Source organism: Cupriavidus sp. CuC1, assembly GCF_044627735.1.
In the GTDB taxonomy this organism is placed as follows: Bacteria; Pseudomonadota; Gammaproteobacteria; order Burkholderiales; family Burkholderiaceae; genus Cupriavidus; species Cupriavidus ulmosensis.
Map to the genome: position 1 here is coordinate 19657 of NZ_JBIUHC010000018.1, position 24104 is coordinate 43760.

The window sequence follows — 24104 nt, forward strand, 5'->3', positions numbered from 1 at the left end:
GTTGGGGCGTTAGCTCAGTTGGTAGAGCAGCGGACTCTTAATCCGTAGGTCGAGTGTTCGAGTCACTCACGCCCCACCAGCGAATTCTAAAAGCCGGAAAGCAGCAATGCTTTTCCGGCTTTTTCCATTGGCGCTCCACTTCTGTCGGCCCCCAGTCCCGGCGATTCACCCCCTCAAAAGAAAACACGCAAAAAAGTTCTTCACCGATTCCCGGGGCTAATCCTCTGCGTGCCGTCGTCTGGGTGCCGTCGACTGCGTGCCGTACGGCCCACTACCGGAGCGCGCTTCGTCTGCGAGTGATACAGGCTGCCGGTCAAAGAAGGATCGAGAAGGATTGATCCGGCGAATGGACGCGAGCCCAGTGGTGGGAGCGGCCACTGGGCGAGGCGCCGCGCTTGTGGCTCGGCTGCGAAGAGCGCGCCACCTCAGCGGGTTGGTTGAGCAAATTCTTGCACAGCCTATCCCAGGGTATGGAACTGCCTCCGCCACCGCCCCCCCCTTGAAACCACGACCACCACCGCGCGTGCGTCCGCAGGCGCCCACGGGGAGCGCAATGTACACGTTGCACCAGGTGAGCGTCCTCAGTCCATGAGATCGGTGTACTCGCCGCGCGTGTAGTGCGCGGTGCGTGCCCATGGCGCGCGCTGCGGTGTGGCCACGACGGTCACCCGCGTGTACTTGGTGGACTTTCCCCCGGCACTGCGCGACTGCACTGAGCGCGGATACTGCCCCGCGACGTCCCACAAAACCATGACGGATTCATCCGCGCGCCGCAATTGGTATTGCTGCGCGCCGCCGCGTATTGGCCCCACCGCCTTCATTTTCTTGAGCGCAGCCGGATCCAGCAGATGGTAGGCAGTGGCCCAGGAGCCGTCAAAGCCGATATTGCCGTATTCTGCCGGGTTGACAGCGAAGGTCTTTTTCAAAGGATCGCTGACCAAGCGCACCGATAGCTTTCCCCCGGGCGGTTGTTCGATCCAACGGGCCGCCGTGGACAGATCGGCATGCTTGTGGCCGGCGCCGGCCGAGGCATGCTCAGCTGCATGCCCTGCCCCGGGTGGCAGTTCGCGTTCGATCCACACAGCGTCGCCGGAGCGGTAGACGTGCTCCGCGAAGGCGACGTCGCGCTTGACGCCGTCACTACCCTGCGACGAAAGCTGATGCTCGACGCGCAGCGCGAGGGGTGTCTTGGCTGACGCGGCAAGCGCCGCGGGGCTCGCGATGGCGGCCAGGCAGACCAGCAGGCCACCTGGCAGAGAGATCGTCCGGCGCGCTAAAAAGGCGGCCATGGGCCGAGTGGTAGGTCGGCCAGATATGCTGCAAGCTTGCATCTCGTTCTCGGGATATGGGCACGCCGGCAGAGTGCCGGCGTGCAATGCACCTCAGTTCGTCGGGTCGTCGGCGTTAGAAGCCCAGCGCCGTCTTGACCACGCCAAACACCTTCGTGTTGTCAAAGGTGCCCTTAAGCGGCGCGCTGCCCGCACCGCCGGAAAACAGCATCACGTCGCCGCCACCATGAGTTTCCGCGCCCGGGGTGCCCAGCAACACACCGACTTCCTGCAGATACGCATCATCCGTCGTGTCCACCGAGGTCAGGTCGTCGCGCGTCGGCTTGCGTGGGGTACCACCGTTGCCGAACACCAGGGTCGTATAGGGTTTGCCGTCGGCCGCGGCCTGCGGCTGTTTGGTCTTCACATCGGTGGTCTTGCCCAGGATGGGGTTGCCGCGATGCGAATAGCCATTGATGGTCATGGTGTGGTCATGATCCGCCGTGACCACCACCAGGGTGTCGGATAGGTCGACCATCGACAGCGCGCGCTTGATGGCGTCGTCGAAGGCAATGGTGTCTTCCAGGGCGCGCTTGGCGTTGGTGCCGTGCAGCGCGTGGTCGATGCGGCCGCCTTCCACCATCAAGAAATAGCCCTTGGGATTCTTGCCCAGGACCCGGATGGCCTTCTCCGTCATGTCGGCCAGGCTAGGCTCGTCGACGTTGTTCTTGACCCGATCCAGTTCGTAGTTCATGTGGTCGAGGTTGAACAGGCCGAGCAGCTTGCCGGTGGCGGCAGGATCCACCGCGCGCAGCGCCGTGCCGGTGTTGACATAGGTGTAGCCGGCACTCTGGAATTGTGCGGTCAGGTCGGTGGCATCCGTGCGCTTGGTGCCGGTGGCGCCCAGGGGAATGAAGTGGCGCAGCCCGCCGCCCAGCAGCACGTCGAGGCCATCCTTGAGCGCAGGATTGAAGAGTGCGTTGCCGGGCGTGGCCTGGGCCGCGATCTGGTTCTCGCCGTCGCGATGGCAGATATGCGAGAAGGTGGCTGCCGGCGTGGCGTGTGTGACACGCGTGGTGGTGACCGCCCCCACCGCCTTGCCGGCGCCCTTGGACAACTCCAGCAACGTGGTCACCGGCGAGCCGTTGCCTGCCGGGCAGGTGGTGTCGGAGCCCGACACATAGCCCTTGCCGGTGGCATCGCTGGCCTTTGTGTCGGCCGACATCGAGATGACTTCGTTGTTCATCTTGACGCCGGTCATGTAGGCCGCCATCGACGGCGCGCTGTCGGTGGTCTGCGCATCGTTCGAATAGGTCTTGATGCGCGCGGTGCGCTTGAGCGATTCCATGTTCAGCTTGCCGCTCTCGCCATACTTGTAGATGCGCGAGGCGGTGACCGTGGTGGGGCCCATGCCATCACCAAGGAAGAAGATCACGTTGCGGGCTTCACCCGCGGCCAGCGCGGGCGTGGCGAGGCAGGCGGCGGCCAGCGCGGCAGCCGACAGGCCGATCATCGTATTTTTCATGGTTTTATTCCGTCAGCGTTGGGTTCACAGACCCAATGATTTCTTGATCAGGCCGAACACTTCCGTGTTGTCCATCACCCCGGTGAAGTTGCTCGCGCCGTTGCCCAATGCACCGATGAAGACATCGGTGCCACCGTGCGTTTCGCCGCCCGCGGCCATCGGAATGACCGCTTCCTGGTGGTAGGACTTGTCGAACACCTGGACATCGGTGAGCGCGCCACGCGCGGCCGGGCGGTTCTCGCCGTTGCCGAAGCCGATGATGGTGAACGGGTTGCCAGTGGTATCGGTGTTGTAGGCGCCAGTGACATAGTTCTTCAGCAAGCCCAGCACGCCGGGGTTGCTGTCGCTGGTCGGACCGGTGCGCTTGGCGTAGCCGTTGAGCACCAGGGTGTGGTCATGGTCGGCGGTCACCACGATCAGCGTGTTCTTCAGGCCCGGGTCGATGAAGTTGAGCTTGGCGATGGCCGACTTGATGGCATCGTCGAACGCGGCCGTATCCTGCAGCGCCTTGCGCGCGGTGGTCTCGTGCAGCGCATGGTCGATCCGGCCGCCCTCGACCATCAGGAAGAAGCCCTTCTTCTTCGCTGCCAGCAGGTCGATCGCCTTGCCGGTCATGTCGGCCAGGCTGGGTTCGTCTGCGGGCACCCGATCCAGGTCGTAGGCCATGTGGCTGGCGGTAAACAGGCCCACCGTTTTCTTGGCCGACGCCGGATCGATCTTGTCGAAGTCGGCACGGTTGGCCGCGTAGGTGTAGCCCGCGGTCTTGAGCTCGGCCAGCAGGTCTCGCTTGTCGGTACGCGCGCCGCCGCTGACGGTCGTCGGCTGGAAGTGCTTGCGGCCGCCACCGAAGATCACGTCGACGCCATCGCCGAGCGCGGTGTTGTAGCCCGGGCCGTTGGGCACGATCTGGGCGGCGATGGTGTTCTCGCCGTCGCGGTGGCAGAGATGCGCGTAGGTAGCTGCCGGGGTGGCGTGGGTGATGCGGGTGGTGGTGACCACGCCGGTACCGTAGCCCGCGGCCTTCATCTGCTCCAGCAAGGTCGGCACACTGGTGCCATTGCCTGAGGTGGGACAGGTGCTGTCGGCGCCCGACAGGTAATCCTTGCCATTGATGTCGAAGGCGCTGGTGTCCGCCGACATCGAGATAACCTCGTTGTTCATCTTCACGCCGGTCATGTAGGCCGCCATGGAAGGCGCGCTGTCCGTGACCTGGGCGTTATTCGAGTAGGTGCGGACGAAGCCGGTTTCCGGCAGCGTGTCCATGGTCAGCTCACCATCCTCGCCCACCTTGTAGATGCGCGCCGCGGTCATCGTGGCCAGGCCCATGCCGTCGCCGAGGAAGAACACTACGTTCTTGGTTGGCGCCGTGGCGGGTATGGCAGCCGTGCCGGCACCGCCATTGCTGGCGCTGTCGCCATCGCTACCGCATGCAGCCAAGGCGATCGACATCATCGCCGCCACCAGTATTGGCTTTTTTCTCATGATTGCTCCCCTGTTGAAGTTCGCCAGGAGGATGCGGTAGAAATGTGGCAGGAGAATTACATGAACACTTAGTTTTAGATCAGGCAGTCACTAAAATGTCATGGTCCCGCGAGGTTTTTTGGTAGTGGGGTTTTTTGTTAAATTCTCTCGATTGCTATGTCATCAGCAGATGCCGACAGTCGAAGATTTGCGTGGACGTGACTTGTAAGGCCCGCTTGGCAAAACGCCCTTCAAGGTTCAGCTCGAAGGGCGTCATGCGCTTTGCGCTGTGCTTAGTTTCTCGAAGTAGCGGCCTGCTCGATGAGGGCCGCGACAGCAGCAGGCTTCGACTCGTATACGGCATGGCTGCCCGGAGTTTCAACTACCTTGGCGCCGGCGCGCTTGGACATCGCGCGCTGAGCGTCCGGTGGAATCATCTTGTCGTCTTTGGTGACCAGGTACCAGCTCGGCTTCGTACGCCAGGCAGCCGAGGCGACTTCACCAGCCAGAGCGTCCACTCCCCATGGCACTTGGGCGTTCGCCAGGAAGGCGGCACGTTCAGCTTTTACGTCGCCAGCGAAGGCCGCAGCGAACTTCGTCTTGTCCAGCATCAGGAAGCCATTGACCGGCGGCAGGATGGGGGGCACCGGAGCGCCAGGAGGGGGATTGGCGATCAGTTTTTGAACGGATTCGCCTTTGTCCGGGGCGAACGCCGCAATGTAGACCAGGCGCGAGACTTTGGGGTCGTTGCCGGCCTCCGTGATGACCACCCCCCCGTACGAATGGCCCACCAGAACCACGGGGCCGTCTTGCGCGTCCACCACCGCTTTGGTGGCAGCCACGTCGGCCGCGAGCGACGTCGTGGGGTTTTGAACAATGCTGACATTGAGGCCTTTGGCCTTCAGGAGCTTGTATACCGCTTCCCAGCCACCACCGTCGACGAAGCCGCCGTGGACGAGCACCACGTTGTTGACACGCTCGGCGGCGGCAGGGCTTGGCGCCATGACGCCGATGGTCAGCGACGTAAAGCCCAGCATGCCAAGAACGGTGCGCCAGGAGGAGAAAGAATTGGGTCGCATCTGATACCTCATAGATAAAGTGTGATGGAAGTGTGTGCTCGTCAGGCGTTACTGCTGTCCGAGGTCAATTGCACTGCGGAACTTGTGCTCCCGGAAACCGTGACCGCTTCGGCGGCCGCCTCGATCAGTTCGGCCACACCACCGGGCTGAGACATATAGATCACATGGCTTCCCTCGAGCTCGACGGCGGTGGAACCCGCACGCTCTGACATGGCGCGCTGAGCGGCGGGCGGGATCATTCGATCGTCTTTGGCGACCAGATACCAGCTCGGCTTCGTCTTCTAGGCCGCAACGGTAGCCGCGCCATTCAGTGCGTCCAGGCCCCATGGGATCTGGGAGTCGGCCATGAAGGCCGCCTTGGCAGGGTCGAGATCCGCCGCGAAGGCCTCGGCGAATTTCGCCTTGTCCAGCAGGAGAAACCCGTTCTGCTGCGGCAGGATCGGAGGAACCGGCGCGCCTGGCGCGGGATTGGCGATCAGCGTCGCGACGGACTCGCCAGCGTCCGGTGCGAACGCCGTGATATAGACCAGCCCCGCCACCTTGGCATGGTTGCCAGCCTCCGTGATGACCACCCCGCCATAGGAATGGCCGACCAGGATGACCGGCTTGTCCTGCGCGTCGATGGCGGCATGGGTCGCCGCCACGTCGCCGGCAAGCGATCGGGTGTCGTTCTGAACCACATTGACGTCGTAGCCGTCCCTCTTCAGGATCTTGTAGACGCCTTCCCAGCCGGAGCCATCCACGAAGCCGCCATGCACGAGCACGATGGCCGTCTGGCTCGCGACTGACGGCGCGGGCGATGGTAGGATTCTCATTTCGTCTGCCTCTCCTTTTTGTACGGCGGCCGCTTTTTCTGCGGCTGCCAAAATGGACCAAAGGGCCGCGGCGTGGAGCAGTATCGCGACAGCAAGCGCTGGAGTATTGAAGGGCTGCCGAATAATGTCCGAATAATTCGCAAAACCGTTGCAGCACGGAGTCATATGCAGGGACAGCGTTTCACCTTCGGTCCGTTCTTACTTAATCTCGACAACGGGACGCTGCAGCGGAAGGGGGAGCGCGTGGCGGTTGGGCGCCGGGGCATCTTGCTGTTGGCCGCTCTGCTCAAGCGGCAGGGAGAGATTGTCACCAAAGCGGAGCTCATGGACGCGGCCTGGCCTGGGACCGTCGTCGAGGAGAGCAATCTTTCGGTCCAGATCGCTCTGCTGCGAAAGGCGGTTGGCCTCGCGCCCGATGGCGAGGTGTGGATCACCACCATTCCGCGCATTGGATATTGTTTTCAGGGCTCGATTACGACGTCTGAAGAAGCCGTCGACCAGCCTTCACCAAAGCCGTCGCTGGCGATCCTCCCGTTCGCCAATCTCAGCAACGATACCGATCAGGACTTCTTCGCCGACGGGCTGGCCGACGAGATCATCACGACGTTATCGAAGTTCCCGGGCCTGATTGTGATCGCCCGAAGCTCCAGCTTTGCCTACAAAGGCAAGCCCATGGACGTGCGACGCATCGCCAGCGAACTCGGCGCCCGCTACATCGTCGAAGGGAGTATTCGGAAGAGCGGCGACCGCATCCGCGTGGTCGCACAATTGAGTGATGGGGTGAGCGGTAGCCATTTGTGGGCCGAACGATACGACCGGGAACTTCATGACATGTTCGCGGTGCAGGACGAGATCGCTCGAAAGATCGTTGCTGAGCTAAGCGCCGCGTTGAGCCCAGTTGAGGTCGCCCTATGCCCCGGCGTTGCATCCGGTGGAACGACGCATATGGAAGCCTACCAGTGCTTCCTGCGAGGCCGAGCGATGCAACGGGGCGCGACGCAGAATGTCGCCGTCTTCGAGCGAACGAGCGACCTGTTCCGGCAGGCGATCGCGCTCGATCCCGACTATCCGGCCCCCTATGCGGCGCTAGGCATGGCCCTCGCCCATGCCTATTACAACCGCTGGACCGACGACCCCGAACGCTCGCTCGCCGAAGCCGAAGAACTGGTCGACAAAGCGATTGAGCGCGACCCGGGCGAGCCGTTCGCGCACGGCGTGGCCGCATTGGTCGCGATGTACCGGAAAGACTTTAGGCGCTGGGCTCTCGAAGTCGACGAAGCGCTCTCGCTCAACCCGAATTTCGCCCCAGCACTGTCTCTCCGGGCAACGCTGAACATCTATTCGGGGCACCCTCGGGTGGCGATTCGCGATCTGGAGCGGGCCATGCGGCTCGATCCCTATTTCACCCAGGGCTATCTGCACCATCTCGGCGTGGCCCATATCGTTGCCGGCGACTATGAAACAGCCGTAGCGATCCTGCGGGAGCGCATCCTCCTTGTCCCTCAGACAGACATGAGCCGGGCTTATCTCGCTTCGGCACTCGGGAACCTTGGTTATCTCGACGAAGCGCGTGGCGTCTGGGACGAGCTCATCGCCATCAACCCGGCCTACTCGTTCGCCGACCGCATCGCCCGTATGCCCTTCAGGAATCCGGAGGATCTGGCCCGCATCGCGAAGGGTCTGGACAGAGCTGGATTGCTGACATCCTCCGACACGCTTCCCTGAGCATGGGCTATGCCGCGGTCGCGCGACGATAGGCAATCGGGAAACAAGTTCGTAGATCGCATGGCCGTCACCTAGGAGTCGGAGACCCGCCTCACCACGCTTCGCCAAGGCCGTTTCCACCAACGCCCGATATCGCTCGCTTTGATCACGCCCGCCTAAACCTGACCCGGCATACAGCGCGTGTCAGAAGATATGCTTGACGCCCATCATGACACCGAACTGTGAGCCCCCGGGCTGCGGATTACTTCCCGCCGCACCACTGCTGACAGATAGTGCAAGCTGACCGCCGTTGTTGATGTAGCCGGCTGTCGTGTAGACAGAGGTGCGCTTCGAGAAGGCATAGGTGCCGCGCAATGCGTACAGGATCGCCTTGTTGTCGCTGTTGTAAAACTTCAGGTAGTTGACCTGCCCTGCAAGGGTGAAGGCCGGGGTGATGTCGTAAGCGACACCGCCATACCAGAGTTCGCTGCGCGGCGTCGGGCTGCCCTCGTTGTCGCGCCGGATGACACCCAACCCGATTTTGGTCCTGTCCAGCAGCACGTAGCCATTGAGCGACAAGCGGTCATCTTTCAGGCCGCTGCTGGTGAGGCCGGCAAAGGCGCCAGGGCCGCCGCGCTGCGAATCATAGGCCGCAGCCACACCCCAGGTCTTGGTGGCGTACTGGATCAGTGCGGACCATTCCCGACAGGCAGACTTGTCACTAGGGTTCTCCCCCGCGCAGTTGGTGCCGACCGGGCTGGGCCCGGCGTTGACCGTATCGCGCCCGAAACTGTAGGTGGCACCCACGGTCAACCCGCCGAACGTGCCTTTGTATGAAACTGCATTGTCGGCCCGCGCGTTCGGTATATAGCTGTCGAGAGATCCCGTTCCATAGACCTGAGGGCCGAGGATGTCGGGATCGAGCATTGCCCAGAACAGCATGGTGTACTGTCGTCCCAGCGCGATCTGGCCCCAGTCCCCTGACAGGCCGACCAGGGCCTGCCGTCCGAAAAGCCGGCCACCCTGCCCCGAAGTGCCCGCGTCGGGCGCAAAGCCGGACTCCAGGACAAAGACGCTTTTCAGCCCGCCGCCCAAGTCTTCCGTGCCGCGCAGACCCCATCGCGACGGCACGGTACCGGTGACATTGGGTATTCGCACCACGCTTTGCTTGGCCGCGCCGATGTTGCTGACATACTCGACGCCCGTATCGACCACGCCGTAAAGCGTGACCGACTGTGCCGACGCCATGGTCGGCAATGCCGACAATGCCGACAATGCAAACGCCGCCAACACAATGCGCGCGCTGCGCGCCTTCTGCTCGTTCTTCATGGTCCCGCTTCTCCTCTTTCCCGCGAGTGGATGATTCCTTTTGTTGGGATCGGGTCATCCGGCTCTTGCCCGGCGACCCTCAAGTCGTGCCGTTCTCCGGCGTCGTCAGTCCTTTGCAGCGGGACGCCGCAACAGCACGAGCGCAGCAAGGGCGGCGATGATCGTGATGGGAATGCTAGCGCCGATGATGGTTGCCGAACTCTTCCCCATCGATAGCAGTTGCCCCGCGAGCATGGGCCCCGCAATCGAGCCAAGACGGCCCACCGCTACGGCGGCGCCGACACCGGTACCGCGTACGGCCATCGGGTAGTAGGCAGCGGCCAGTGCATACAGCACGGACTGGGCGCCGATGACGAAGAGGCCTGCCATAAACGCACCCATCGCCATCCAGTTCATCCCCGACGCCCCGGCCAGGGTAGCCAGCGCGACGATGACCCCCACGTACATACCCGAGACCACCGCGGCGGGGCGGCCACGGTCCATCAGCATGCCGATGCACAGGGCGCCCGAGCCGCCGCCGATGTTGAACAGGATCTGCACCCATCCGGCCTGTGCGCGCGTCAGGCCGTTGGAGACCATTAGCGAAGGCAGCCAATTCAGCAGGAAATAGAGAACGATCAGCGTGAAGAAATAACTGATCCAGATGCAGAATGTCGCCGTGGCACGCCGCTCGCCAAACAACGCCCAGCTCACGGGTGGGGGCTTGATGGCGTCGCCCGCGGGCCGGTCGAATCGCCCCGGCTCCTGCAGCATCAACAGCAGCGGAATGACCACCAATGGGCCGAATCCGCCCACATAGAAGATGTGGCGCCAGCCGGTATCGCTGGCAAACACAATGGCGATGATGGCCGCGATGGCGCCGCCGAACGGAATGCCGCAGTACATGATGCTGACGGCGGTGTTCCGCAGCCGTGACGGCACGGCCTCGGAGCAAATGGCAATCAGGTTCGGCATGGCACCGCCCAATCCGATGCCGGTTGCAACACGGATCGCAAGCAGGCTCCAGAAGTCCCAGGCTTGCGTGGTGGCGATCGAGAAGATCCCGAACAGCGCGGTCGCCACGATCAGGACTTTCTTGCGGCCGATCCGGTCGGCCAGGCGGCCGCCGAGCATGGCGCCCGGCAAGAGCCCGAACGTGCCGGCGCTGAAGGCCAGTCCCATCTGGCCAACGGAGAGCCCGAACTCGCGCGCCATGCGCGGCGCGGCCACGCCAATCGATTGCAGGTCCAGACCTTCCAGAAGTGCGACCACGAAACACAGGCCGAGTGTTAGCGCAACGCCGGAAGTCGCTTCGGCGCGTACAGTGGTTGACGCTTGCATGATTACTCCCCTTTTCGAAACAGTCAGTCACCCGGCCACGTCAGTAACGAGGCCGGACGGCGTTTGCGCCGGCTTTCAGCTACAGCGAAAGCGAGACGAGCGCCACCGCGGTGGCCAGCACGGCGCCACCGGCAAACATTGGCTTCATGGAATGTCTCCAGTTTTTGGAAAGGCCTGCAGTTCTCTGCTGCTTAAGGCTAGGAAGCGACGAAGCGAAAGGGGCGTCGCTTCGTCTATATCGTGATCACGTCTTCAGAAACGGTGCCGTAGAGGGCGTCGACAAGTGCGGCGCGGTGGTTAAGCACTGCCCGCTGATTTAGCGTGCCCTTGTCTGTCATTTCGCCGCGATCCAGCGAGGGCGGCTCGTCGAGCAACAGCAGGCGGGCAACGCGTGATGCGCTACCTGTCGCGCTCTCGTTGAGGATCGTCAACATCTGGCTGAAGGCAGACCTGACCGCTGGCGCCGCGAGTACCTCGCGATGACTGGCCGACGGTGCCAGCCCGGATAGGCGCCGGCAATCCTCCATGCGCGGAAAGACCAGCAAGCCGATGTCGTCGCGATCCATGCCGGCAATCGCCACGTCCTGGACGTACGGCGCTCCCGCGGCAAGCACGCGCGCGCGCAGCGGCCCGACGCTGACGAACGTGCCTGAGCTGAGCTTGAAGTCTTCTGCGATACGGCCGTCGAACATGAATCCGAGTTCCGGCTGCTCCGCATCGACAAACTTCAGCGCGTCGCCGCTGCAATAGAAGCCTTCCTCGTCGAAGACCGGCTGTGCCGGTGTTTCCGCCATCCGCCAGTAGCCCTTCATGACGTGGGGACCACGAAAGCGGGCTTCGAGCTTGCCGTTGACGGGCACCAGCTTGACTTCGCATCCCGGCGCCGGCGTGCCGACATAGCCTGCGCGCATGATGGGGGCCGTGGTGAACAGGCAGCATGGCGATGTCTCGGTCATGCCAAGCCCGGCCATGATGCGGATGCGCTCTGCGCAATGCGCTTGCGCCACGCGCTCCAGCCGGTCCCAGGCCTGTTGCGAAAGCCCGGCGCCGCCGAAGAAGTAGATCCGGACGCGCGAGAAGAACCTCTCCCGCAACGCCGCATCGCGCTCCAGCGCGAGGCCGAGCTCTTCCCACCCCTTTGGCACATTGAAGTAAGCGGTCGGGGAGATCTCGCGCAAGTTGCGCAGCGTTTCCTCGAACTTGCCCGGCGCCGGTTTGCCGTCATCGATGTAAAGGGTGCCACCGTTGTACAGCACGATGCCGAAGTTATGGCTGCTGCCAAACGTATGGTTCCAGGGGAGCCAGTCGACCAGTACCGGCGGCTCGATCGTGAAGTCGGGAATGGCTTGCCGCAGCATCTGCTGGTTGCTGCAGAGCATCCGATGCGTGGTCGGGACGGCCTTGGGCTGGCGCGTCGAGCCCGACGTAAACAGGAACTTCACCAGCGTCTCGGGCCCAACCGCGGCTTGTGCGTCGTCCACATTGGTTGGCTGCGTCTGGACCAACGCGTCAAACGCCGTGGCCGTGCGCCCGGGCAAGCTTCCATCGCGCGTCACTACCTCCATATCGGCTGGCACCACGGCGCCGATTGCCCGCGCGAACATCGCGCCGTCCGCTGCGTACACGAGGCCGGGCGTCAGCACCTCGAACACATGGCGCAGCTTGCCGTAGTCGGTCGACACCAGCGAGTAAGGCGGCGACACTGAAGAGAAAGGGATGCCGGCCCACATCGCGCCAAGCGATAACTGCAGGTGCTCGAGGTCATTGCCCGACAGGATCGCTAGCGGGCGCTGCGCGCAAAGCCCACGGTCGAGCAGCGCCTGGCCGATCGCACGGGCACGGGCCAGCATCTCGCGATACGTGATCTCGATCCAGTTGCCCTGCGCGCCGCGCTGAGCTACAAGCACCCGGTCGGGATGCCGCTCGGCACCGGCGGTGAGGCAATCGGTCATCCGGCCGGGGTAGTCCGCCAGTGCTTCGGCGGATGTGATGCGCCAGACGTCTCCATCCTTGTGGCAAATCGCTGTGGCGGTGCTGACGGCGACGGTGCGGTAGCGCGGAGCCGATTCCTGAATAGTCGAGGCGATTGCATTCACGCCGTGTCTCCCTTTATTCCCCGCCTGCCCTGGGCCAGGCAGGCGGTCATTGCGGGCCGTAGCGGCCCTTGACTTCAGATTGGATAGTGGCGCGGTGCATTCTGCACCGTTATCCAGCGAAGATCCGTAAACTCCGCGACAGACGCCTTGCTGCCGAAACGGCCATAGCCGCTGCCCTTCACGCCGCCGAACGGCATCTGCGCTTCATCATGCACCGTGGGGCCATTAATATGGCATATGCCGGACTCGATCCGCTGCGCGACCAGCAAGGCACGCGAGATGTCACGGCTGAACACGGCCGCGGACAGGCCATACTCACTGTCGTTGGCCATGGCGACTGCCTCATCGTCATCCTTCACACGGGCGACGGTCACCACGGGGCCGAAGGACTCCTCGCGATACAGCTTCATGCCGGGCGTGATGCCGTCCACGATCACCGGCTGGAGGATCGCGCCGTCGCTGTGCAAGCCAAGCGGCAGGCTGGCGCCTTGCGTTCGTGCGTCTTCGACGAGCGCCGCGATCTTCCGCACGGCCTGCTCGCTGACCATCGCGCCCAGCACGCTGCCGGCATCGGTCGGATCGCCGGCGCGCAATGTGCGTGCCTTGGCCACGAGTTTTTCGACGAAATCGTCTGCGATCGCCTCATGCACGATCGCACGTTCCGTCGACATGCAGATCTGGCCCTGGTTGAAGAAGGCGCCAAAGGCCACGGCTTCCACCGCAGCGTCGAGGTCGGCGTCCTCGAGCACGAGTACCGGCGCCTTGCCGCCCAACTCCAGCAGCGCGGGCTTGAGATGGCGCGCTGCATGCTGGGCAATGATGCGGCCGACGTGGGTGGAACCGGTAAAGTTCACGCGCCGCACGGCAGGCTGCGCGATCAGGTGCTCCACCACCGCAGCGGCATCCTCCGGCGCATTCGTCACCACATTGACCACACCGTCGCCGAGGCCGGCTTCCTGCAGCACGGTGCCGATAAGCCGGTGGACACCGGGACACGACTCCGAAGCCTTCAGGATGACCGTGTTGCCGCAGGCCAGCGGCATGGCCAATGCACGTGTGCCCAGGATGACCGGGGCATTCCATGGCGCAATGCCGAGCACGACGCCGCACGGCTGGCGCATGGCCATCGCCAGATTGCCTGGCAAGTTGGTCGGTATGATGCTGCCGTCGATCTGGGTGGTCATCGCCGCGGCCTCGCGGAGCATGTTCGCCGCCAGCGTGACGTTGAACCCATACCAGTTGGCCATGCCACCCGTTTCGGCGACGCCGATACGGACGAATTCGTCGATGCGCGCGTCCATCAGATCGGCAGCCTTCAACAGGCGCTGGCGGCGCTCGCCGGGGGCCAGTGCCGCCCAGCGGGGAAACGCATCCGCGGCCGCCTGCACGGCGCGCGTAGCATCGGCCAGGCTTGCAGCAGGCGCGCGGGAGGCCGGCGCGCCGGTAACGGGATTGTGACGTTCAAACATCTTGCCGGTCTCGGCCGCACACGGCTGGCCGTCGATCAGCATGGTGACTTCATGCATGGGTATGTCTCCTCGTTCTGCTCGCCCCGGGGCGATATGGCGCCCCAGGTACCGCGTCTTCAGTCGCGCTTGTAGGTCTGCAGGCCGGGCTTGATCGCTTTGTCGTCGAGAAACTGCTTGAGGCCTTGCTCGCGTCCGTGCTCCGGATCGCGCAGTTGTGCCTGGTCAAGCTTCGCGTAGAGGTAGTCCTCGTTCTGCTCCCACGTCAGCTCGCGGCAGCGCTTGAAGCCGTGCTTGGCCGCACGCAGCACCACAGGGTTCTTTTCCAGCAGTTTGCCGGCCAGCGCGGTCGTATGCTCGCGCAGTTTCGCCTTGGGCACGCTTTCGTTGACCAGGCCCATGGCAGCGGCTTCGACGCCGGTGAATGTGTCGCCCGTCATGATGTAGTGCAGCGCCTTGCGGTGGCCAACCGTATCGGCCATCGCCTTGCTCACGAGATTTCCCGGCGGGATGCCCCAGTTGATCTCGGACAGCCCGAAAACAGCGTCGTCCGCGGCAATCGCCAGATCGCAGGCAACCAGCGGGGAAAAACCGCCGCCGAAACACCAGCCATTGACCATGGCGATGGTCGGCTTGGCATACATGCGCAACAGCTTCCATTGCCACTGGCAGGCATCGCGACGGATCTTTTCTTGGAGGATCTCCGGGCCCGCGTCGACTTCGCGGAAGTACTCCTTCAGGTCCATGCCGGCTGTCCACGCATCACCGGCACCGGTCAGCACCAGCACTTTCGCATCGGCATCGAGTTCGAGCGTTTCCAACACCTGCACCATCTCGGCGTTCAGCGTGGGGCTCATCGCGTTGCGTTTTTCCGGGCGATTGAACGTCACCCAGGCAATACCCTGCTCGACCTTCACATCGACAGTCTTCCAGCGTCCTTCGTAGTTGCTCATTTCAGTGGCTCCTCAATCAGTGGCGGGCTAACGAGTTGCCAATATAATATCAGGTAGCCTGATACAGCAAGTAGATTATCATTGTCGCGCGTAAACCCCTAAACGCAGTCCACGCTGACGAGGATCGAGCATCACAATGGCATCTCAGACAAGACAAAGCGCCAAGGCAAAAGCGCATGCAACCCCTGGCGGGGAGGCGGAAAAGGCCGGTGTGCCGCCAGCGCCGATACGTATCCCCTATCTCATCGGCCGCACCGACCGCGTGGTAAAGCGCCGCTTGAGCGAAGCCCTGGCGCCCCACGGCCTGACGTTGCCGTTGTTCACAGCGATGTCGGTCTTGCACGCACGCGGCAGCCTGTCCAACGCGCAACTGGCAGAGCGCTCATTCATGTCGCCGCAGTCGGCGAACGAGATCGTCAAAACAATGCAGGCGAAAGGCTGGTTGATTCGTGAGCCGGACCCGATGCATGGCCGTATCGTCAAGCTGAGCCTGACCGACAGCGCGCGGGCGCTGCTAGCGAGCTGCGACGAAACGGTGAAGCGACTGGAAGGAGAGATGCTGGACGGGATTGCCGCTGAGCACGTGGCTCTGCTGCAGCAGCTTCTTACGCAGTGTGCACGGAACCTGCGCTAGGGCATTGCATAGCGTGGAAGCGCGCACTGTAGGCCACCAATGTGTACCGGTGCTAACAGGCCTTGGCGATCCTTGCCGATACAGTGAGAACGGCCTTCGGCTCGAGAAAAGCCTCGAGCCCGAACGTGCCGTATTCGCGGCCGATACCAGATTGCTTGAAGCCGCCGAATGGCGCGGCCGGTTCGTGTGCCAGCGTGTTGACTAGTACTCGACCCGCTTCGATTCGCCGTGCGAGCTCGCGCGCACGCTGGTCATCCGCCGAAAACACGTACGCTTGCAAGCCGTAATCGGTGTCGTTGGCGATAGCAACCGCATCTTCAGTATCGCGGTACGTGATAATCGACAGCACAGGACCGAAGATCTCTTCGCGGGCAATCGCCATGTCGTTGGCCACATCGCTGAAGACGGTCGGACGCACGAACCATCCTGCATCGATGCCATCTGGCCGGCCTTCGCCTCCCGCGATCAGACGCGCACCTGAGTCGATACCGATACGGATATAGCGCTGCACGCGTTCCCACTGCTTCTGGCTGACCATTGGGCCGACAGTCGTGCGCGGATCGCGCGGATCGCCTGCCTGCGTGCGCGCAACTTCTTGCTGCACCCGCGCTTCGAATTCCGCGAGCCGCTGCTGCGGCACCAGAATACGCGTACCCGCGATGCACGCCTGGCCGCTATTCATGAAGCCGGCCTGAATCACGAGCGGTACCACCTCGTCGAAGTTCGCGTCGTCGAGCACGAGCACCGGCGACTTGCCGCCAAGTTCGAGCGTCACGCGCTTCAACGTCTCGGCACCCGCGCGCAGAATCGTCTTGCCGACCACGGTCGAACCGGTGAACGACAGCTTTGCGACGTCCGGGTGCGAACTGATCTGCGCGCCGACCGTTTCGCCGCGTCCCGTCACGATGTTGAACACGCCCGGCGGCAAGCCGGCTTCGTGCAACGCTTCGGTGACGATGCGCGTCTGGATCGCGCTCATCTCGCTTGGCTTGATGACGGCCGTGCAGCCCGCAGCCAGCGCGGCGGCGAGCTTGCCACAGATGAAGCCCGCGTTACTGTTCCACGGCGTAATCAGACCGGCGACACCTAGCGGCTGCATCAGGACCTCAGCAGTGCCTGCGCGATGCGTGAACGCATAGTCCTGCAGCACCTTGGCCGCTTCGAGCAGCACATTGCTCGCGTGCTGCGCCATCCAGCGACCGCGCGATACGGGCGCTCCATATTCCTCCGTGATCGCCTCGTACAACTCGTCCTCTTTGGCGACGACGGCTTCGTGCATGCGCTTGAGCATGTCGATGCGCTCGCGCTTGTTGGTGCGGGAGAACGCGGGAAACGCGCGCTTTGCGGCGGCGATCGCATCGCGCGCGTCTTGCGCGTCGGCGAGACGCGCGCGCCCGATTACCTGCTCGGTCGCCGGATTGAAGAGGTTGAACAGTTCGTCGCCGTGCGGTGTAACGAACGCGCCGTCGATATAGATTTTGTCGATGATCTGCATGGCTGCCACCAGAAAACGTTCCAGACGACGAAAGATAGACCCGATGCATTGCGCTGACTAGTAGTATAATATGGCACGTGCTGTTGAAAAAATTGGGACAATGAAGACATCGGGCTTGGGCGAACTGGAGGCGGTGCTGGCCGTCGCGCGTCATCGCAGCTTTCGCGGGGCCGCGACGGATCTGGGCATGTCGACGTCTGCGCTCAGTCATGCTGTGGCGGCGCTTGAAGCGCGTATCGGCGTACGGCTCTTCAATCGCACGACGCGCAGCGTGTCGTTGTCGGAAGCCGGCGCGCAGTTCGTCGACAGCGTCGCGCCCGCACTCTCCACGATCCGCGTCGCGATCGAACAGGCCGGTAGCTTCCGCGACACCCCGTCGGGCACGCTGCGTATCAATGCGTCAACCGGCGCGGCCAGGCAGGTGATGCCGCTCTTCATCGAATTCCTGCAGCGCTATCCGGAGATGAAGCTCGATCTGGTCACCGAAGGGCGCCTGATCGATATAGTCGCCGAAGGCTTCGATGCTGGCATTCGGCTGACCGGAACGGTGCCGCAGGAGATGATCGCGGTGCCGTTCGGTGACAGGCAGCGCTTTGCCGTGGTCGGCAGTCCAGCCTATTTTGCGCAGCAAAAACCGCCGCGCACGCCCGCCGATCTGAACGCACACCGCTGCATCCGCTCACGCATGCCGAGCGGCGCAATATATCAGTGGGAGTTCGAGCGGCACGGCGAAACGTTGCGTATCGACGGCAAAGGCGCGCTGACGCTCGACGAGCCGGGCCTGATGCTGGCGGCGGCGCGTGCCGGTCTCGGTCTTGCGTATCTGACCGAATGGAATGTCGCCGCGGATCTGGAAGCTGGCACGCTGGTTCGCGTGCTGGACGATTGGACACCCCCGCTCGACGGCCTCTGTCTATACTATCCGGGCCGCCGCCACGTGCCGGCCGGACTGCGCGCGCTGATCGACATGATCCGCGAACACGCCGACGCGCGGCGGGCCCGCCGTCAGCGCACGTCCGCATAGGGAACGGAGTCCGGCGCACGGACTTGGTGTGTTGCATCGACCGGTTGAATCCTCAGCCGAATCCGGACATTCGCCTCAGTCAAATTTATCTTTGTCGTTTTTGTCGCGCATGCCGAGTTGATCGCCTTCGTGAAACTAACCCCGTCGAAAGATCACTTTGATGCATGCCGGCGGCGGCGTTGATCGAAGGTCACCGATCTTGACTGGCCGCTGCGGCAGCATCGCTGCGCAGGCGGGGTTTCGTGCAATCTTCCGTCGAAACCAGATACCAGCTCGGCTTAGTCTTCCAGGTGGAAACAGTCACCGGAGTTGGCCCGAACGCAGCCTTCGGAGCGATCCCTGAACTATGCTCCCCCGGCCGCCTCGACTCTCCCACCCCGCAATTCGGCGAAGAACCCGAAAAAAAAGCCCGCGATCGATGGCGGGCTGGGGAAGGGTCAGGGGCGTTCAGGGAACGACCCGGGCTTAGTGTGAATACATTGCAAACATGACGCGACCCCACTCGAGAGGGGTCGCACGCGCGGCGCATTCGGTCATTGCCTCAAGCTTGTCTCGCGCGCTCGAACAATTCACGCGCGAGCCCGCGATGCTGTGCAAGGACGCGCGGCAACTCCACCGTCTGCAACTCGCCATCGCGCACCACCACCTTGCCGTTGATCACGCTGGTGGCGACATTGCCCGGCGTGCAGAACACCAGCGCCGCCACCGGATCGTGGCCCGCGCCGGCGTAGCCCACCTGCTCCATGTCGAAGGACACGAAATCGGCCGACATGCCAGGTGCCAGCGCGCCAATATCGTCGCGGCCCAGCACGCGCGCGCCGCCCAGCGTAGCGATCTCCAGCGCCTCGCGCGCGCTCATGGCGGCGGGCCCGTAACCCACGCGCTGCAGCAGCATGGCCTGGCGCACCTCCCCCAGCATATGGGCGCCATCGTTCGACGCGCTGCCATCCACGCCCAGGCCGACCGGCACGCCGGCATCGCGCATTGTGCGCACCGGCGCAATGCCCGACGCCAGGCGCATGTTCGAGCAAGGGCAATGGGCAACGCCCGTGCCGGTGCGGGCAAACAGCGCGATGCCTTCATCGTCCAGCTTGACGCAGTGGGCGTGCCATACGTCGGGGCCGACCCAGCCGAGTTCCTCGGCGTACTGGGCCGGCGTGAGGCCGAACTTCTCGCGCGAGTAGGCGATGTCGTTATCGTTCTCGGCCAGGTGGGTGTGCATCGACACGCCATAGTTGCGCGCCAGCAGCGCCGACTCGCGCATCAGGTCGCGCGAGACGGAAAACGGCGAGCACGGCGCCACCACCACGCGCAGCATGGCGTGGCGCGATGCGTCGTGGTACTGCTCGATCAGCCGCTGGCTGTCTTTCAGGATGGCGTGCTCCTCCTCCACCACCGAATCGGGCGGCAGGCCACCCTTGCTGCGGCCCACGCTCATCGATCCGCGCGCGGCATGAAAACGCATGCCCATTGCTGCCGCGGCGGCAATGGAATCGTCCAGGCGCGAGCCGTTGGGATACAGGTACAGGTGATCGCTGGTGGTGGTGCAGCCGGACAGCATCAACTCGGCCATCGCGGTGCGGGTCGACACATCGATCATTTCCGGCGTCAGGTGCGACCACAACATATAGAGGTTGGTGAGCCACGTGAACAGCTCGGCGTCCTGCGCCGCCGGCACGGCGCGGGTCAGGCTCTGGTACATGTGGTGGTGCGTGTTGACCAGCCCGGGGATCACCACCTTGCCACGCATGTCGATCACCTCGGCACTGCCCTCGTCGATCAGCCGGCGGTATTGCGGCGGCAGCTCGGCGGTGGCGCCTACCCATTCGATCGTCGGGCCTGGCGCCACCAGCGCGCCGCCCGGAATCTCGCGGCGTTGCGCATCCATGGTCACCAGGATGTCGGCATTGATAAGGATGAGGGTCATGGCAGGGTCTTCGGGTGGGCAGCGCAAGGGAGTGGACACGGGGCCGGCGCATCATGCGGCCCGGCCCAGACAGTCTAAGACGCCAGCGGGCCTTGGCAAAGCATCGATTTCCACCGACGGTGTGCGCAAAAACAGCACAACCGAGCGCACTGCGCCGCTAACGCACCGCCGCAAACAGTGCCACCAGGCCCTCGCCAATCCGCTCGGCCATCAGTTCCGCCGCCGCGCTCAGCGGATTGCGCGCGCGCGCGACCAGCCGCAGCGTCTGGCACGGCAACTGGCCGTCGCGCAGCGGTACCCAGGCCAGCGCCCCGCGCTCCCGCTCCTCCAGCACGTCGAGCGGATTCAAGAAAGCGATGCCGGCGCCAAGCATGACCAGGCGGCGCATCAGCGCGGTCGAGGTGGTCTCGGTCACCGGCAACACCTCGATCGCGGCTCGCGCGAAGGCCTCATCGAGGATGGCGCGAATCGACATCGACGGCGCGGGCAGGATCACCGGGCAGGCCAGGCACTCGCTGAGCAGTGTCGACGGCAGCGCGGCCAGCGCATGCCCGGGCGCCACCACCGCGCCGATATGCCAGTCGTTGCTGGCCAGGATGCGGAAGGCGGCGATATCGGGCAGGTCGTAGGCAAGGCCAAGGTCGACGTCGCCGCGCTCCACGGCGCTGACAATGTCGGCCACGGGCAGATCCAGCAGGCGCACCAGGATGCCCGGATACTGCTGGCGGAATGCATGCACCAGCGACGGCATCAGCGAACCGGCCAGGCCGGCCGTGGTAGCCACGGTGACCTCGCCCTGGCGCACGCCCTTCACGGCCTCGATACGGCTGCGCAGCAGTGCGTGCTCACGCAGCGTCTGGCGCACGTGCGCCAGCACCATCTCGCCCAGCGGGGTCAGGCGCAGGCGTTTGTTGATGCGCTCGAACAAGGGCGCGCCCAGTTCCGTCTCCAGGTCCAGGATCTGCCGGTTGATCGCGCTCGGCGCCACGTGCAGATGCAGCGCGGCCTGGCGGATCGATCCGCGGCTCACCACCTCGTCGAGGTAGCGCAGGACTCTGGCATGCATGACGGACTCCGGATTCTGGCGTTGGATTCAGCGCGGCAGCGGCATCCCGCGCCTGGGAAGACGAGCGCATTGTAGCCGTTGGCCAGGCGCACGAAATCCGTGTTGCGCTGACAGTCTTTCCAGGCGGCATGGAGTACGCTGACATCAGTTGCCAGCCGATGGTGGCCGGCCCGCCTCGATACCCTGCCAGCGCTCGGCGCTCCGACTTCCATGGCCACGAAGACAAGCAGCAAAAAGACCGGCACGAAGACCGCCGGAAAGCGCAGCGCCAAGCCACGCACGCCTGGCCCGGCAAAACGCCAGGAAGAACTGATGCGGTGCCGGAACCTGAAGATGGCGCGCTCTGCCCATGCGTACGTGCGCGGCAACACGCGCAAGTTCTACGAATGGCTGGAGGCCAAGCAGCCGCACGCCCTGCCCGAGGGCCCGGCCATCTGGATCTGCGGCGACTGCCATTTGGGCAACCTTGGTCCGATCGCCGATATCCAGGGCCACGTCTACATCCAGATCCGCGACCTTGACCAGACCGTGATCGGCAACCCGGCGCACGACCTGATCCGCCTCGCGCTGTCGCTGGCCACCGCCGCGCGCGGCTCGGACCTGCCGGGCGTGATTACCGCGCGCATGCTGGAAAGCCTGATGGTGGGCTATGAAAGCGCTTTCGATAATCCCGACGCCGCGGCAGGCCTGACTTCGCGCCGGCCTGTCGCGGTACGTACCGTGATGCGCCAGGCCCTGGGGCGCAAATGGAAGCATCTCGCGCGCGAACGCCTGCAGGACACCACCCCCTCCATTCCGCTCGGCAACCGGTTCTGGCGGCTCGCCCCGGACGAGCGGCGCGCAATCCGCGCCCTCTTCGAGCGGCGCGAGATCGCCCACCTCGCCACGCAGCTGACCTCCCGCGACGAAGGCGCGCGCGTGGAGGTGATGGACGCCGCCTACTGGGTCAAGGGCTGCAGCTCGCTGGGACGATTGCGCTTCGCCGCACTGCTGTCCGTAGGCAGCAATGACAGCCCCAATTCCGAAATCTGCCTGATCGATATCAAGGAAGCGGTGCAGGCTGCCGCGCCGGGCTACCCCAAGGCGAACATGCCGCGCGGCAATGGCGAGCGGGTAGTGGAAGGCGCCCGGCATCTCTCGCCGGCACTGGGCGATCGCATTCTTTCCGCGCAATTGCTCGACAAGGCCGTCTTCATCCGCGAGTTGCTGCCCCAGGACCTGAAGCTGGCAATCGAGACGCTGCCACAGGACGAAGCCGGCCGCGTCGCGATGTACCTGGGCGAGGTGCTCGGCAACGCCCACGCGCGCCAGATGGATCTGGCCACCCAGCGCACCTGGCTGCGCGAACTGGCGCGCAATCGCTCCAAGCAGCTGGATGCGCCGTCCTGGCTATGGACCAGCGTGCTGGACCTGATTGCCAGCCATGAGGTCGGCTATCTCGAACACTGCCGCAAATTCGCGCTGGGCCCGGCAGCACACATCTAAGCGCAAATAGCTGTTGCAATGTCACAATCTGCCCTCTATAATCTTGGACTTCGTTGGGGCGTTAGCTCAGTTGGTAGAGCAGCGGACTCTTAATCCGTAGGTCGAGTGTTCGAGTCACTCACGCCCCACCAGCGAATTCTAAAAGCCGGAAGCAGCAATGCTTCCGGCTTTTTCCATTGGCGTCCATTGGCGCGCCAACCCCTCCCACACCACGACACATACGCGGGTTGATACCGATTCCGCCGGCTACGCTTTCACGGTTGAATTGCGCCTGGAGCACAATGCGGAACATGGTTCCGCATCACGGAACCCATCCGATATCTCCAGCGTCCCGCGGCAGGCAGGAACGAGGGCAACAAGCGCGACGCAGATCGCCGTGCCCCAACCCGCGCCCGCCCGGGCCGTCATTAGACCTAGAACCCTCGGGAGCCTCTCTTGAAAGCAGTATTGAATGTCGGCAGCGCAGCTTGCCTGGCCCTCCTTGGCCTGTGCCAGAGCGCCTTTGCACAAACCTACCCGACCAAGCCGATCCGCCTGATCGTGCCGTTCGCCGCGGGCGGCACCACGGACATCGTGGGCCGCGCGGTGGCCGACGGCATCGGCCGTGAGCTTGGCCAGGTCGTGGTGGTAGAGAACCGCGGCGGCGGCGGCGGCGCGATCGGCGCCGACGCGCTGGCCAAATCCGCGCCCGATGGCTACACGCTGGGCATTGCCACGGTCAGCACCATGGCGACCAACCCCGCCACCAACGCCCGCAACCCCTACGATCCGATCAAGGACTTCGCGCCCATTACCAACCTGGTCAATGTGCCGAACGTGTTGACGATCAACCCCAAGGTGCCGGCCAAGAACCTGCAGGAGTTCATCGCGCTGGTCAAGGCTAACCCCGGCAAATACAGCTACGCGTCGGCAGGCAAAGGCAGCATCTCCCACCTCGACGGCGAACTGTTCAAGTTCCTGACCAAGACCGACATGGTCCACATCCCTTACCGTGGATCGGGCCCAGCGCTGAACGACACGCTGGCCGGCCAGGTCAGCGGCCAGTTCGACAACCTGCCCTCGTCCATGCCGCACATCCAGGCCGGCAAGCTGCGCGCCCTCGCGGTGGCGGCGCCCAAGCGCGTGGATGGCTTGCCCGATGTGCCGACCTTTGCCGAAGCCGGCATGAAGGACATGAACAACATGGCCTGGTACGGCCTGGTGGCACCCGCCGGCACGCCTGCCGCGATCATCGCCAAGGTGCATGACGCGGCCGTGAAGACCTTGCAGGACCCGAACGTGAAGCGCCGCCTGGCGGAGAGCGGCGCCTACCCTGACGGCAACACGCCGCAGCAGTACGCCGCGCAGATCAAGCGCGAGCTGGAAGTGCGCAAGAAGATCGCGCACGACCAGAACATTACGCTCGAGTAACGTCGCAATGGCCCGGCTGCCTGCAGCCGGGCCTTGCCAGGGCTCGC

Annotated in this window: 17 protein-coding genes, 2 tRNA genes and 1 pseudogene; 7 read left to right on the forward strand and 13 right to left on the reverse strand. The window is 64.0% G+C overall.

Going from position 1 to position 24104, the window contains the following annotated elements:
• The first annotated feature begins 3 nt into the window (after positions 1–3).
• Positions 4–79: transfer RNA gene (locus ACGLHR_RS10410), tRNA-Lys, on the forward strand.
• Positions 80–581: 502 nt separating this feature from the next.
• Here ACGLHR_RS10410 and ACGLHR_RS10415 read toward each other — a convergent pair.
• The 5 genes and pseudogenes from ACGLHR_RS10415 to ACGLHR_RS10435 all read right to left on the reverse strand — a co-directional run bounded on the left by ACGLHR_RS10415 (position 582) and on the right by ACGLHR_RS10435 (position 6313).
• On the reverse strand, positions 582–1289 hold the full coding sequence (locus tag ACGLHR_RS10415; RefSeq protein WP_400093727.1) for a hypothetical protein: 708 nt from the start codon (positions 1287–1289) through the stop codon (positions 582–584).
• 115 nt (positions 1290–1404) lie between these two features.
• Positions 1405–2793, reverse strand: a complete 1389-nt coding sequence (locus ACGLHR_RS10420) for an alkaline phosphatase (RefSeq protein WP_400093659.1) — start codon at positions 2791–2793, stop codon at positions 1405–1407.
• Positions 2794–2817: 24 nt separating this feature from the next.
• Entirely contained in the window at positions 2818–4275 is a 1458-nt protein-coding gene (locus ACGLHR_RS10425; RefSeq protein WP_400093660.1) for an alkaline phosphatase, read from the reverse strand.
• 272 nt (positions 4276–4547) lie between these two features.
• Entirely contained in the window at positions 4548–5333 is a 786-nt protein-coding gene (locus ACGLHR_RS10430) for an alpha/beta fold hydrolase (RefSeq protein ID WP_400093662.1), read from the reverse strand.
• Between the two features lie 41 nt (positions 5334–5374).
• Positions 5375–6313: pseudogene (locus ACGLHR_RS10435) on the reverse strand (alpha/beta hydrolase).
• Between ACGLHR_RS10435 and ACGLHR_RS10440 the strand changes: the two are divergent.
• Entirely contained in the window at positions 6221–7873 is a 1653-nt protein-coding gene (locus ACGLHR_RS10440; protein WP_400093663.1) for a winged helix-turn-helix domain-containing tetratricopeptide repeat protein, read from the forward strand. The pseudogene ACGLHR_RS10435 and the gene ACGLHR_RS10440 overlap by 93 nt on opposite strands.
• A gap of 183 nt (positions 7874–8056) precedes the next feature.
• Here the strand turns inward: ACGLHR_RS10440 and ACGLHR_RS10445 are convergent, their stop codons facing one another.
• The 5 genes from ACGLHR_RS10445 to ACGLHR_RS10465 form a co-directional block, all read right to left on the reverse strand.
• Positions 8057–9181 (reverse strand): porin, encoded by a 1125-nt coding sequence (locus tag ACGLHR_RS10445; protein WP_400093665.1) that lies wholly within the window; start codon positions 9179–9181, stop codon positions 8057–8059.
• 105 nt (positions 9182–9286) lie between these two features.
• A complete protein-coding gene (gene mhpT / locus ACGLHR_RS10450) occupies positions 9287–10501 on the reverse strand; it encodes a 3-(3-hydroxy-phenyl)propionate transporter MhpT (RefSeq protein WP_400093666.1) in 1215 nt (404 codons plus the stop codon).
• A gap of 233 nt (positions 10502–10734) precedes the next feature.
• A complete protein-coding gene (locus tag ACGLHR_RS10455) occupies positions 10735–12597 on the reverse strand; it encodes a feruloyl-CoA synthase (protein ID WP_400093667.1) in 1863 nt (620 codons plus the stop codon).
• Between the two features lie 74 nt (positions 12598–12671).
• Positions 12672–14123 (reverse strand): aldehyde dehydrogenase, encoded by a 1452-nt coding sequence (locus tag ACGLHR_RS10460; protein WP_400093669.1) that lies wholly within the window; start codon positions 14121–14123, stop codon positions 12672–12674.
• A 59-nt stretch (positions 14124–14182) separates the two neighbouring features.
• The gene (locus ACGLHR_RS10465; RefSeq protein ID WP_400093670.1) at positions 14183–15016 is read right to left on the reverse strand and encodes a p-hydroxycinnamoyl CoA hydratase/lyase; all 834 of its coding nucleotides are present in this window, start codon (positions 15014–15016) and stop codon (positions 14183–14185) included.
• Between the two features lie 277 nt (positions 15017–15293).
• Here ACGLHR_RS10465 and ACGLHR_RS10470 point away from each other — a divergent pair, with 277 nt between their 5' ends.
• On the forward strand, positions 15294–15650 hold the full coding sequence (locus ACGLHR_RS10470; RefSeq protein WP_318233051.1) for a MarR family transcriptional regulator: 357 nt from the start codon (positions 15294–15296) through the stop codon (positions 15648–15650).
• 52 nt (positions 15651–15702) lie between these two features.
• Here the strand turns inward: ACGLHR_RS10470 and ACGLHR_RS10475 are convergent, their stop codons facing one another.
• On the reverse strand, positions 15703–17145 hold the full coding sequence (locus ACGLHR_RS10475) for an aldehyde dehydrogenase family protein (RefSeq protein WP_400093672.1): 1443 nt from the start codon (positions 17143–17145) through the stop codon (positions 15703–15705).
• A gap of 100 nt (positions 17146–17245) precedes the next feature.
• Between ACGLHR_RS10475 and ACGLHR_RS10480 the strand changes: the two genes are divergently transcribed.
• A complete protein-coding gene (locus ACGLHR_RS10480; protein WP_400093729.1) occupies positions 17246–18169 on the forward strand; it encodes a LysR family transcriptional regulator in 924 nt (307 codons plus the stop codon).
• A 541-nt stretch (positions 18170–18710) separates the two neighbouring features.
• On the opposite strand, the gene ACGLHR_RS10485 is transcribed toward ACGLHR_RS10480, so the two are convergent.
• Both ACGLHR_RS10485 and ACGLHR_RS10490 read right to left on the reverse strand, forming a co-directional pair.
• Positions 18711–20096 (reverse strand): 8-oxoguanine deaminase, encoded by a 1386-nt coding sequence (locus ACGLHR_RS10485; protein ID WP_400093673.1) that lies wholly within the window; start codon positions 20094–20096, stop codon positions 18711–18713.
• Between the two features lie 157 nt (positions 20097–20253).
• Positions 20254–21162, reverse strand: coding sequence for a LysR substrate-binding domain-containing protein (locus tag ACGLHR_RS10490; RefSeq protein WP_318233047.1), 909 nt, complete (start codon positions 21160–21162; stop codon positions 20254–20256).
• 210 nt (positions 21163–21372) lie between these two features.
• Between ACGLHR_RS10490 and ACGLHR_RS10495 the strand changes: the two genes are divergently transcribed.
• From ACGLHR_RS10495 to ACGLHR_RS10505, 3 genes are all read left to right on the forward strand, one after another.
• Entirely contained in the window at positions 21373–22647 is a 1275-nt protein-coding gene (locus ACGLHR_RS10495) for a DUF2252 family protein (protein ID WP_400093674.1), read from the forward strand.
• Positions 22648–22702: 55 nt separating this feature from the next.
• A tRNA-Lys gene (locus ACGLHR_RS10500) sits at positions 22703–22778 on the forward strand.
• Between the two features lie 304 nt (positions 22779–23082).
• Complete coding sequence (locus tag ACGLHR_RS10505) at positions 23083–24057, forward strand: tripartite tricarboxylate transporter substrate binding protein BugE (protein ID WP_400093676.1); 975 nt, start codon at positions 23083–23085, stop codon at positions 24055–24057.
• Positions 24058–24104 lie beyond the last annotated feature (47 nt).